The sequence below is a fragment of the Actinomyces sp. 594 genome (assembly GCF_019325145.1).
Lineage (GTDB): Bacteria > Actinomycetota > Actinomycetes > Actinomycetales > Actinomycetaceae > Actinomyces.
On sequence record NZ_PIZC01000006.1, the window covers coordinates 1 to 11,864 of the forward strand.

Below are 11,864 nucleotides of genomic sequence, written 5' to 3' on the forward strand. Positions count from 1 at the left end.
GGCAGGCGCCGCCGGACCGGTGGCTCCGGCGCGGGCGTGCCCGCCGGCGCGACTGCGGAGGCGCCCGCGGACGGTGGTGACGGCGCTGCAGGCCAGGGCGCAGGCGCCGTCGGCCCCGCAGCGGAGCAGCCGGACGCCGCCCAAAGCACCCTGGCGCTGCAGGATGCGGGGGGTGCCTCTGCGCCGGAGCCGCCGGTGCCACTGATTCCGGCGGCCATGTGCGCCGCCGGGCACCCCAACCCCCTGGACGCCGTCGCCTGCCAGGCGTGCGCGGCGCCGCTGACCGGCGAGGTCCGGCAGGTGCCGCGGCCCGTGCTGGCGGTGCTGACCTTCTCCACGGGGCAGACCGTGCCCGTGCGGGGAGACGTCGTCGTCGGGCGCGCGCCCAGGCCCCGCCCGGGCCAGGAGGCCGCTACCCAGCTGGTAACCGTGCCCAGCGCCGATCACTTCGTATCGCGCTCGCACCTGGAGATCACCGTGGCCGGGTGGAGCCTGCTCGCCCGCGACCTGGGCTCCGCCAACGGAACGGTTCTAGTGCGCCCGGGCGCGGCCCCGGTGCTCTTGGCCACAGCCCTGCCGACCCCGTTGCAAGTCGGGGACCTGCTCGACGTCGGCGACGGCGTTACCCTGCGTGTTGAGCCGCCGCTGTGAGCGCGCGAGCTGCGGCGGGGCACGCAGCCCGCCCGGGCGCCGGGACGGGAATCCGTTACGCTGCTGTTAGTCAGTCCGGTCGGCCGCTCCGGTCGGCCGGTCCAGCGGAGCATGCGGCGCAGCCGGGGGCAAGGGCCGTGGCGGTGCTGCAACGCCGCGGTGAGCAGCGCATTCAGAGTACATTCAGCTATCACGCGAGGAAGCGGGGACCCAATGAGTGACCTTACCTGGACCGACCTGCCGGAGGTCGACCCCGACCGCCCGGAGGAGCTGGTTGTCGACTTCTCCGGGGAGGTTTACCGCGTGGGGACGGAGGAGACCTTCGTCATCGGGCGCGGCGGAGACCTCGACATCGATGACAACCCCTACCTGCACCGCCGCTTCCTGGTGCTGCGCCACGACTCGGGCCTGTGGTGGATCGCCAACGAGGGCTCGCACCTGTCAGCCACACTCACCGACGGCGACGGACTGGTGCAGTCCCGGCTCGCCCCCGGCGCCAGCATGCCGCTGGTGTTCTCCCGCGTCATCCTGACCTTCTCCGCCGGGCCCACCACCTACGAGATCGACCTGATCACCGCAGAGGCGGGGCGCTTCACCGGCATTGACGGAACGCGCGAGTCGCGGGGGCAGACCACCATCGGCGCCACCCCCATGACTCGGTCGCAGCGGCTGCTGGTACTCGCCCTGGCGGAGCCGGTGCTTAAGCGCGCCGGTACCGGCTCCGCCGAGATCCCCTCCTCGGCCTCGGCGGCCGCCCGGCTGGGCTGGTCGCTGACTAAGTTCAACCGCAAGCTCGACAATGTCTGCGAGAAACTCGACCGCGTGGGAGTGCGGGGCCTGCGCGGTGGGCGCGCCGGCGGCGTCGCCTCCAACCGCCGGGCCGCCCTGGTGGAGCATGCGGTGTCCACACTGATGGTTACGGCGGAGGACCTGCCGCTGTTGGATGAGGAGTACCAGGCGAATCAGGCGGCGCAGGCGGGCAGCGGATCCCGCGTGGATACCGCCCCGGTCCCACCGTCCCGCGGCGCCGCCCAGGCGGGGGAGGCGGGGTGACCGCTAACGCCGCGACCCCCGACCTGGCATCCACAGCCGGGCCGGATGACGCGCAGGGCGCCGCGGCCACCGCGGCTGGGCGGCAGGAGGGCGCGCGGTCTGAACTCCGACGGCACGGTCGGCAGCGCTGGCGGCGGCGTGGGCTGGCAGCGCTGCTGGTGCTGGTGTGCGTGGCGGCCGGCGGTCTGGTCGGCGCGGAGCGTTATGCGCGCGGACAGGTCGAGCAGACCGTGCGCGCGGCCCTGCCGGGTCTTGCCGCCGATGCCAGCATCACCACGGACGGCATCGTGCTGCCGCAGTTGCTCCGGCACGAGCTGAAGACACTGAGCCTGAGGTCGGAGAGCCTGGTGATTGAAACCGGATCCGGCGGGGATGACGCCTCGGCCGACCCGACTGATGCGCCCACCGGCGCCGGGGGGACGGGGGACGACCCGGCGGGGGCGGGCCTGGCTGCGGTGGCCAGCCTGGAGTTCACGAATGTGACCGCGAACCTCACGGCGGTCGGTACCCGTGACCCCTACCGGGCCGGCGAGGTCTACGCCTCCGCGGCGATTGGCTTCGACGAGTTGGAGCGGCTCGTGGCGGCGGCTGCGCCTGATGTGCCCGAGCTGACGATCACCCCTGACGTTTACGGTTCGACTACTGAGCCCGGGCGGGTTACTGCCCTCGCAACCGTGCTCGGAGTCGACGCGTCGCTGACGTTTGAGCCCGTGGTCACCGACGCGGGCGGGCTGAAGTTCTCGGTGGTCTCCTTGAATGTGTTCGGCGTGGATATCGACGTGGATGACCCGGCAGGCGGGGATGATACGGATGGCGCCGGCGGCATCAGCGCGTTGTCCCTGGGGACCGCGCTGGAGTACTTCGGCCTGGACAAACCGGAGATTGAGATCGGTCCCGAGGTGCTGCCGGAGGGACTGACACTGTCCCAGGCCTACGTTGCGCGTGACGGAGTGCGGCTGACGCTGTCCGGCTCTGACGTCAGCCTCGCCAGCTGGTAGCGGGGGGCGAGCCCGCGCGGGGGAGTGGATCTGTCATGGAATGCACCACTTTCGGGTGTGGTGCGTCCTTGGGATCGGGGCGATCGGCGTGATTCTGCGCCTGGTTTCCCGGCTTGTGGGCCGAGGGCGGCGTGAACGACGTGAATGTGGTGCATCCAGTGACACCGGGGCCGGTATCTGCGGATGGGGCGGGTTGGCGGGAGCGTGCGGGCCACGCGCTGCCCCGAAGGCGCGCCGGGTGGCGGTGGCGGGAAGTACTTCCCACCACAGTGCGATGAAACCTTCAGGGGGCTCGTGTAGCCTCCCCGAGACAATATGCTTGCCGCAGCGCCAGGCGCGAGGCGGGCGACGCGCGGAGAACCAGAGGAGTGCCATGACCATGCAGCCCGATCCGCCGGGAGCCGGTACCAGTAGCTCAGGTACGGGCTCCGCGTGGTCTGGCGCCAGTGTCGCCGGCGGGGCCGCCGGCGGCACGATCCCCCCGTCCGTACCCCCGTCTGTGCCCGCGGCACCCAGCCAGCCGAACCCGTCCGGATCGGGGCGCCGCTCTCGCCGTGCCGGAGGCGTCACGGGCGCGGCAGCCACCGCGGCCTCCGCGCCCGAGGGTGGATACCCCGGTACCCAGTCCCTGCCGTCCTCCGCCGAGCTTGAGCGTGAGGCCGAGCGGAACTCCCGCTCCAACGCCTCCCCGCGCGCCGACGTTGAACGCGCCGGGGAGCTGCTGGGCCGCGTCACCCAGATCTTCTCCCAGCGCGTGGTCGGCCAGGAGCAGCTGCGCCTGGCCCTGGTGTCAACCATGATCGCCGGCGGGCACATCCTGCTGGAGTCCGTGCCCGGGCTGGCCAAGACCACTGCCGCCCAGACGCTGGCCGCCGCGGTGTCCGGCACCTTCCACCGCATCCAGTGCACCCCCGACCTGATGCCCAACGACATCGTCGGCACCCAGGTGCTCAACTACGCCATCGGTGAGATGACCACCCAGCTCGGCCCGGTCCACGCCAATATCGTGCTGCTCGATGAGATCAACCGCTCCAGCGCCAAGACCCAGTCGGCCATGCTGGAGGCCATGCAGGAGCGGCAGACCTCCATCGGTGGCGTCGTCTACCCCCTGCCCCACCCCTTCATGGTGCTGGCCACTCAGAACCCGATCGAGGAGGAGGGCACCTACGTCCTGCCGGAGGCGCAGATGGACCGCTTCCTCATGAAGGAGGTGCTCACCTACCCCCGGCCGGCGGAGGAGGCCGACGTCCTGGACCGCATCTCCAACGGTGCCTTCGAGGAGCCCATCCACGCCCGGCCGATCTCCACCGATGCGGTTGAATGGCTGCAGGGCGCGGTCGAGCGCGTGTACGTCGACCCGGTCATCAAGCACTACATCGTGGCCCTGGTCAACACCTCCCGCGGCGGCGGCCCCCGGCCCGTGCCCGGGCTGGAGCGGCACGTGCGCGTGGGCGCCTCCCCGCGCGGGGGCATCGCCCTGATGAAGATCGCCCAGGCCGTTGCCCTGCAGGCCGGCCGCACCTACGTCACGCCCGACGACGTCCGCCTACTCCGCCACGCGGTTCTGCGCCACCGCCTGGTGCTGACCTATGACGCCCTGGCCGACGACATCGCGCCGGAGTCCATCATCGATGCGATCTTCGCCGCTGTCCCGACCCCCTGACCGGCTCCGCGACCATGACCAGCCCCGACCCCGCCTCCACGCAGGAGCCGACCGCCCCCGGCCGGCGCCGGTCCGGCCCTCGGGTGGCGCGCGTGCGCGGCCGCCTGTCACTGCCCACCCTGCGCCGCTCCACCAGCCTGCTTGACGGGCGCCACCGCTCCGTGTTCGTCGGTCACGGGCAGGACTTCGATGACCTGTCCGTCTACCGGCCCGGGGATGACGTCACCGACATCGACTGGAAGGCCTCCGCCCGCACCGGCCAGCCGGTGATCAAGCGCTACCAGCGCGAGTCGAACCTGCCGCTAGTGCTTGCCGTCGACACCAGCCGCACGATGGCCGCCCAGGCTCCCAGTGGCGAGGACAAGCGCGATCTTGCCCTCGCCGTCGCCGAGGTCTTCGCCTACCTGGCGCGCCTGCGGGGTGACACGGTGGCGCTGGTCGCCGCCGACGCCGCCCGCGTGATCACCCGCCCGGCGCGCTCAGGCGGTGAGCACGCCGAGATGATTCTGTCCCTGCTAGAGCACCAGTTCGAGTCCCTGACCCACGGCAATGCACTCGCGCTCGGCGCCCCCGGCGCGGCCCTGTCCACCCTGCTTGAGCGGGTCGGAACCTGGCACCGTCGGCGCAGCCTGGTGGTTCTCATCACCGATACCTTCCACCCCGATGCCGAAACCGACCCGGCGGTGGTGGACCGGCTGCGCCGCCTGTCCGCTCAGCACGAGCTGATCGCGGTCCAGATCGCCGACGATACCCCGCTGGCTCCTGGCCGCGGCCGCACCCGAGATGTTGAGCTGGACGGTGAGATCCCCGCGTTCCTGCGTGAGGACGCCGCCCTGGCGGCCAAGCTCAGTGCCGCCGCCGACGCCCGGCGCGCCGCCGTGACCGCTCTGCTGGACGCCCGCCGCATTGAGCACACCGCCATCCGCTCCGACGCGTCCATGGTGGACTCCATCGCTGCCCTGCTGGCCCGCCAGCGGCTGGCATCGAGCCGCAGCCGCCGGGGGAGGCGCTGAGATGGTCGTCAACCCACCGGTACTGATGCCCCTGTGGATGCCACTGATCGGCGTGGTCGCCCTGATCGCTGCAGCCGCCTTCATCCTGCGCGCCTTCCTAGTCACCCGCCGCGACACGGCCCTGTCGGTCGGCGATATCCCCATGGCGGCCTCGGAACGCAGCCAGTGGGCCCGCCGGGTGGATGAAACCGCCGCCCGCTATCAGCGCAACGAGCTGGACCTGCGCGGCCTGCACCTGGAACTGGCCGGCACGCTGCGGGGCTTTGCGACTGCCCGCAGCGGCGAGGACATTGTCTCCGCCACTGTCCTGGAGATCCTGGACATGGCGGACACCGCCGGCCCCCGCTCCATCACGGAGCGGCTGCGTCGGGTGCGCGCCAGCCGCCGCCCCCTGGACACCAACCCGCTCGGGCACGTGGGTGAGCTGCTGGCCGTGTGGGAGCAGCCCTCCTTCGACCGCGACCCCGACGCCGCCGCAGATGCCGCTATTGCGCGGGCCCGGGAGGTGGTCAACCGATGGTGATGCCCTGGCTCGTCTGGGTCGTCATCCTAACCGCCGTGGCCGTGGCAGCGGCGGCGGCCACGGGCGGCCTCGGGGACGGTTCCCGGCGCCGCCACGGGGAAGCGGCGCGCCGGGTGGCGAACTCCGCCTCCCTGCTGAGCAGTCCCATGCTGCGGGAGCGACTGGCCCGGCGCCGTATGCTGCACGCGCTCCTGGGAGCGGCGCTCGTCGTCGCCCTGTGCGCGGCCGCCGCCATGGCCGGGCGCCCCATCGAGCGCACCGTGCGCAATGAGTCCCTGGCCAGCCGGGACATCGTGCTGTGCCTGGACGTCTCCACCTCCATGGTGACCACTGACTCCAAGATCCTGGATACCTTCGCCAAGCTGCTGGACACCTTCGAGGGCGAGCGGGTGGCGCTGGTCGCCTGGAACTCCACCGCGCAGACGATCGTGCCGCTGACCGACGACTACGAGCTGCTGCAGGATCAGTTCAACGAGATCGCCGACGTCCTCGACTTCCTGCCCTATCGTGGCAATCCCGCTCTGGAACGCTACTACCAGACCTTCTCCGGGACCCTCGCCGAGGAGGTCACCGGGTCCTCCCTGGCCGGGGACGGGCTCGCCTCCTGCACCCTCGCCTTTGACAATCCGGTAGCCGACCGCTCCCGCTCCATCATCCTGGCGACCGACAACCAGATACTCGACCCCTTCCACGAGCAGATCTACTCCGTGTCCCAGGCCGCCGACCTCGCCCAGGAGGAGTCCATCCGCCTGTTCTCCCTGTTCGGAGCGGACCCGGAGCTGGCCGACCCTGACGTCTCCGGCAAGGATGTGGATGCGGCCCGCGAGGACCTGCGCGAGATCACCACCGCCCACGACGGACGCTTCTACGAGGTGGACGACGCCGACACGGCCGGCCAGATCGTCCGGGAGCTGGAGGCCGATCAGGTGGACGAGCTCGATACCAACACCCAGGTGCGCGTGACGGATGTGCCCGAGCAGGCCGCTGCGGTTCTTGCCGTGTTCGTCCTGGGATTCCTGGCGGTATCCGCCTGGAGGCGCGCATGAGACTGGTGCCCCTGTTCGGCTGGCCGCTCACCCTGCTGGCTGCCGTTGCTGTGGCCGCAGTGCTGGCCGCCTCCGCACGTTGGCTGCTGCGCAGCGGTGCCGACCCTGGCGCGCGCTCGACCTGGTGGCGGCGGGTGGCGCTGGGCGCCGCCGTCGTACTGATCCTGGCGGGACCCAGTGTGCCGGTGACCGAGGCGGTGGCCGTCTCCAACGTTGAGGTCTACCTGGTGGTGGACCGCACCGGATCGATGGCGGCGGAGGACTGGGCGGGCGGGCCCGAGGCCGGGGGTGGCACCCGCCTGGACGGGGTGCGCGCCGACCTGACCACCATTCGTGACGCCTACCCCGATGCCCGCTTCAGCATCATCGCCCTGGACTCCACTGCCGCCCGGGAACTGCCCTTGACGAGTGACATTGACGCGGTCACCTCCTGGATCGGCTCCTTGCAGCAGGAGGTCACCAACCGCTCCGAGGGATCCTCCCTTGAGCGCGCGCTGCCGCTGCTGTCTCAGACCCTGACCGGCGCCGCCGAGTCCGCCCCCGAGAACGCCCGCCTGGTGTTCATCCTCTCCGACGGCGAGGCGACCGATGACGGCCGCGGCGCGGGCACGGCCGACGCCGCCGGGGTCAGCTGGCAGCAGTTGGGGGAAGTCGTGGACGGCGGCGCGGTGCTCGGCTACGGCACTGAGGGCGGTGGACGCATGCGCGCCTTCGGCGGTTCGGCCGACCCCGACGCCGACTACATCACCGATCCAAGCACCGGCGAGCCCGCGGTTTCCGTGCCTGATACCGCCGAGCTGCAGGCGGTGGCCGACGCCCTGGGCGTCACCTACCTCCAGCGCACGGGCACCGGTGACGACCCCGGTGAGGCCTTCACCGACCAGGACGTGGAGCAGGTGTTGTCGGACGGGCGGGAGCGCAAGCGCTACACCCACTACGTCATCTGGCCACTCGGGCTGGTAGCCGCCGTCCTACTGGTGTGGGAGGGAGTGGCGCTGATACGCGCCGACCGCGCCGTGCAAAGACTGACGCTCCCCGCCGTCGGTGGCCGCCCGGGGGCGCAGGCAGGAGGACCCCGATGACCTACTCCGGCGCAGCCGGTCCCCAAGACCCGCAGGCGGGCTCCGCCGGGCTTCCCGGCGAGAATGACGCCTACCGCCCCGGGGCCCGTAGTACTGCCGAGGCCCACGATTACGCCGTGCGTGCCGGCATAGCCGACACCACCGGGCCCGAGGCGGAGTCGCCCCAGCACCGACGTGCCCGGCTGGCGCGTCGGCGGCGGCTGCTGGCCTGGCAGGGGGTGCCGGCTGTCGTCGTCGCGGTGATCGCGGTGTGGATGCTGGCGGTAGTCGGCCTGACCTTCGCCGCCAACCATGCCGCCGTCTCCGGGAACTACGCCGCCGCGGTGGACCGCTACGGTGCGGTGGCGCGCCTGAACCCCTGGCTGGAGCAGTGGCGCGTCCACTACAACTTGGGTACCGCCCAGCTACTGGATGACCGGCTGGATGCCGCGGTGGGCGAGCTGGAGGAGGCGCTGGTGACCGCGCCCGCCGCCGGCACCGTACAGGTGAAGGATGAAGCGGGGAACACGGTGACGGTCCTTGATCCGCAGGCGCCTGAGTGCCTGGTGCGCGTGAATCTTTACGCCGCCCACGCGTCCCTCGCGGACGTAGCCCAGGACGGGGGCGACTCGGCCACTGCGGAGGCACAGTGGGATGCGGCGATGCAAGCCGCGGGCCAGTGCGAAGTGCCGCCTCCGCCCGATCCTGCGTCCGAGCCGGACCCCAGCGCTCAGTCAGATCCCAGCTCCACGGCCACTGCGTCCGCGAGCGGCGAGTCGACGCCTTCGGGAGGCTCGACGGGAACCCCCACTCCCGAGCCGACCGGCACCGGGCAGTCCAGCCAGCAGGCCACGCCACCGTCGAGCCCGTCGCCCACTCCCGGCGATTCTCGGCGCCGGGAACTGGAGGAGCGCAATGGAGAGGCCAACTCCACCGGTCACTCCGGCCTTAGCGGCGGTGACGGGCGGCGCTGGTAGTACGTCTTGTTTGCAGTGCGAGCAAGCGCAAGTACGGGCGGCAGTGGGTGGTTAGGGGCGGCTACCCTACGGCGCGAGCCGGGGGCGCCGTCGGCTCCGTCGCCTGCGTAGGCGGCACGTTGGGGATGGCATGGTCCGGTGCCGACGCCCCCACGGCGCGCAGTACGAACACGTCCAGGGACTCCAGGTAGGCGGCGCGGGCGTGCGGCTCGGCGGGCGCGGGCCGCCCCCCGAGCACGCAGGCGTGGATCAGTGGGATCAGCAGGGCCGGGTCCTGGCGGGGGATGGCGCCGGCGTCCATGGCGTCGGTGAGTATGCGGGTCAGCATTCGTGCCATGTGCCCGGCGTGGGCGTGCAGGCGGCCGGCGGTGTCGCGGGAAACGGAGCTGGCCAGCGGGCCGCCGGAGGGGAAGTGGTAGTGGCGCTTGATGAGGGCCTGCTGGCGTACGTAGATGCGCAGGCGGTCGATGGGGTCGGCGACGTCGGCGAGGATGCGGGTCAGCTCCTTGGCGTAGCGGCCCGTCTCGTACTCCATGAAGGCCAGGAGGAGGTCTTCCTTGTCCGTGAAGTGGTTGTATACGGCGGTGCGGCCCACGCCCGCCCGGGCTGCGACGTCGGACAGGGTGATCTTGTCGAAGGGACGCTGGCTCAGCAGATCGGACAGTGCATCGAACAGGGCGCGGCGGGTGCGCTCGCGGTGCTCGGCGAGGGAACTACCCAAGATCTTCGGCATGAGGACACCCTAACCCTTAAGGTGACGGAGCGGCGAGAAGTGTCAGCAAGTGGACCCCCATACCGCCGAGGTCGGTAGTAGTTACGTGCCGAGATCGGTAGAAGTGGCTCGATGCCTGAGTCAGGCCGCTCCGGGAACAGCGAATTCGGGCGGAGCGTCCTGACACTGAGCAGTCAGCGCGTGTGCGCGAGTAGGCAGCGGATTGCCTCCAGGATCGGTCGGTCGGCGGGTAGCCAGGGCAGGGCTCCGACCTCGTCCAAGGGGACCCACCTCAGCGCGGCGTGCGCATCGCCGAGGTGGGGCGGTGTCCCGACGGGTTCGGCGAGCCACACGCGCATGCGGTAGCCGTGCATCGCCGGCCAGGCCGGGCGGTCGTCACCGGGGAAGGCGGCGACAGCGGCTTCGGCGCCGGTCTGTACGTGCCCGTTGGCAACGCGGTCGGAGCAGCGGTTGCCCCCGGGAGGAGCGCCCGGGGGCATTACTGCTCGCGTCGGCGGAACCGCCAGGTCGGGTGAGGGGAGCACCTCGGCGCCCAGGCGCACGCGCAGGTTGAGCTCCTCCGCCAGTTCCCGCATCAACGCGGCCGTCGGTGTTTCGCCCGGTTCGACCTTCCCACCGGGAAACTCGTACTGGCCGGCGTGCTCGGCCGGGTAGGAGCGGGCCGCGCACAGCAGCGTTCTTGGCGCAGCGTGCGTGGGGCTGAGGACAGGTGTTGCGGCTGACTGCGGGGCCGTTGCGGGTGAGAACGCGGTCGATGCGCGGTCTGCATCCGTCTTAGCCGCGTTCGGCAGTCGGTCCAGAACGGCGGCCGCCACCACCAGGCGGCCGGGGCGGGCGCGACGCGTTTCGAGCATGGACCGACCCTAGGCCACGCGCGCCTAGACCGGCCGGGTGCGCACAGCTGTCATGAAATGCACCACTTTCAACCCACCCGGCGGTTGGCCCATCTTCAAATCCGCGTAGTCATGCGGCCCGGCGATGTTACAGGGAGCGCTCCGGTCATAAAGTGGTGCATTCTGTGACAGTGTTCGCCCGATTAAGGGCAGGAGCACCGGTCCAGGCACCGGTCCAGGCTGCGCATCGACAACACCCGCACAGAAGTGCCTGGCAGACTGCGGCGGGTGATCGTGACTAGCGCGCCCACAATCAGTGCCGCCCTGCCCGCCGGGGTGCGTTCGACCTCCGGATGGGCGGCGGCGGACGTGCCGGTAGCAGCTGTGGCTCTCCCGGGAGCCGGCACGCTCTGGGAGGAGGTGCTTTCACGCATGGCCGCCTCCCCGGCGCCCGACCCGCGTCTGCTCTGGCCGGCTGCCGTAGTGCTGGTCCTGGCCTGGGCGCTGCCGGGAGTGCGGCGCTGGTCCCGCGCGTTGACAACGCTCGTACACGAGGCCGGACACGCCGCTATCGGCATGCTGGTTGGACGCCGCTTCCACGGCTTCGTCATCGCGGGCGACCTGTCCGGGCGGGCGGTCACCTCCGGCCGCAGCCGCGGGCCCGGCCGCTGCATCACGGCCTGGGCCGGCTACCCGATGCCGGCGGTTATCGGCGCGGGCGCAGTGCTCGCCGCCCTGTCAGGCTGGGCGGGCACGGTGCTGGCGGCGGCGCTGGTGGTGCTGGTCGCGCTGCTGGTGATGAGCCGGTCCGTGCGCACCGCAGCGCTGGTGACGTTTAGCGCCGCGGTGGTGGCGGTCCTGTGGTGGTGGGGTGACACCGCCGCTGCCATGCCTGTGCGCGCAGGTGTGGTGGCCGGCGTTGGACTGCTGCTGCTCGCCGGGGCGTGGGAGTCTCTCGGTGCCGTCGCCCGCTCGCGAGACGGCGGTGCCGATCACCGTACGCTGGCCGCGCTGACCCCGTTACCTGCAGGATTCTGGTGGCTGACCTGGGTGCTGGTCGACGCCGGAGTCACTTGGCTGGTGGTGCGCGCCGTCGCCGGGCTGTGGTGAGGGACGCGGTTCAGGAATCCGCGGGCCATCGGTGGAGCGGGTGACGGGAATCGAACCCGCGCTGTCAGCTTGGGAAGCTGAAGTTCTACCATTGAACTACACCCGCGCGCCTCATATCTGGATGAGGTGCGGGCACAGGTTACCACGTGGTGGGCGCGTTGCAACGCGCCCCGGTAGAGGTGAGTCCCGCCGGTGGCTGCCGG

At 71.3% G+C, this 11,864-nt stretch carries 12 protein-coding genes and 1 tRNA gene; 10 read left to right on the plus strand and 3 right to left on the minus strand.

The features are described from left to right. The 9 genes from GZ998_RS00210 to GZ998_RS00250 all read left to right on the plus strand — a co-directional run. On the plus strand, window positions 1–651 hold a 651-nt coding region (locus tag GZ998_RS00210; protein WP_219108249.1), incomplete at its 5' end, for an FHA domain-containing protein. A gap of 213 nt (window positions 652–864) precedes the next feature. After that, window positions 865–1,704 carry a hypothetical protein gene (locus GZ998_RS00215; RefSeq protein WP_202616210.1) on the plus strand — a complete coding sequence of 280 codons (840 nt, stop codon included), beginning with the start codon at window positions 865–867 and terminating at the stop codon, window positions 1,702–1,704. Beyond that, window positions 1,701–2,702: an LmeA family phospholipid-binding protein gene (locus GZ998_RS00220; protein WP_219108251.1), complete on the plus strand. Its 1,002-nt coding sequence runs from the start codon at window positions 1,701–1,703 to the stop codon at window positions 2,700–2,702. The genes GZ998_RS00215 and GZ998_RS00220 overlap by 4 nt, the downstream gene beginning before the upstream one ends. A gap of 373 nt (window positions 2,703–3,075) precedes the next feature. Beyond that, window positions 3,076–4,365 (plus strand): MoxR family ATPase, encoded by a 1,290-nt coding sequence (locus GZ998_RS00225; RefSeq protein WP_257504868.1) that lies wholly within the window; start codon window positions 3,076–3,078, stop codon window positions 4,363–4,365. A gap of 14 nt (window positions 4,366–4,379) precedes the next feature. Further along, the gene (locus tag GZ998_RS00230; RefSeq protein ID WP_219108253.1) at window positions 4,380–5,378 is read left to right on the plus strand and encodes a DUF58 domain-containing protein; all 999 of its coding nucleotides are present in this window, start codon (window positions 4,380–4,382) and stop codon (window positions 5,376–5,378) included. Between the two features lies 1 nt (window position 5,379). Next, on the plus strand, window positions 5,380–5,901 hold the full coding sequence (locus GZ998_RS00235) for an alpha-amylase (protein ID WP_219108255.1): 522 nt from the start codon (window positions 5,380–5,382) through the stop codon (window positions 5,899–5,901). Beyond that, window positions 5,901–6,947 (plus strand): VWA domain-containing protein, encoded by a 1,047-nt coding sequence (locus GZ998_RS00240; protein WP_306823018.1) that lies wholly within the window; start codon window positions 5,901–5,903, stop codon window positions 6,945–6,947. Before GZ998_RS00235 ends, GZ998_RS00240 begins: the two co-directional genes overlap by 1 nt. Continuing rightward, entirely contained in the window at window positions 6,944–8,029 is a 1,086-nt protein-coding gene (locus GZ998_RS00245) for a VWA domain-containing protein (RefSeq protein WP_162679031.1), read from the plus strand. Before GZ998_RS00240 ends, GZ998_RS00245 begins: the two co-directional genes overlap by 4 nt. Beyond that, window positions 8,026–8,985, plus strand: a complete 960-nt coding sequence (locus GZ998_RS00250; protein WP_219108258.1) for a hypothetical protein — start codon at window positions 8,026–8,028, stop codon at window positions 8,983–8,985. Before GZ998_RS00245 ends, GZ998_RS00250 begins: the two co-directional genes overlap by 4 nt. 61 nt (window positions 8,986–9,046) lie before the next feature. Here the strand turns inward: GZ998_RS00250 and GZ998_RS00255 are convergent, their stop codons facing one another. After that, window positions 9,047–9,718: a TetR/AcrR family transcriptional regulator gene (locus GZ998_RS00255; protein ID WP_161924980.1), complete on the minus strand. Its 672-nt coding sequence runs from the start codon at window positions 9,716–9,718 to the stop codon at window positions 9,047–9,049. 173 nt (window positions 9,719–9,891) lie between these two features. Beyond that, window positions 9,892–10,572, minus strand: a complete 681-nt coding sequence (locus GZ998_RS00260; RefSeq protein ID WP_219108259.1) for a (deoxy)nucleoside triphosphate pyrophosphohydrolase — start codon at window positions 10,570–10,572, stop codon at window positions 9,892–9,894. A gap of 267 nt (window positions 10,573–10,839) precedes the next feature. Between GZ998_RS00260 and GZ998_RS00265 the strand changes: the two genes are divergently transcribed. Further along, entirely contained in the window at window positions 10,840–11,661 is an 822-nt protein-coding gene (locus GZ998_RS00265; protein ID WP_374939128.1) for a M50 family metallopeptidase, read from the plus strand. Between the two features lie 32 nt (window positions 11,662–11,693). Here the strand turns inward: GZ998_RS00265 and GZ998_RS00270 are convergent. Further along, window positions 11,694–11,767, minus strand: a tRNA-Gly gene (locus GZ998_RS00270). Window positions 11,768–11,864: the final 97 nt, after the last annotated feature.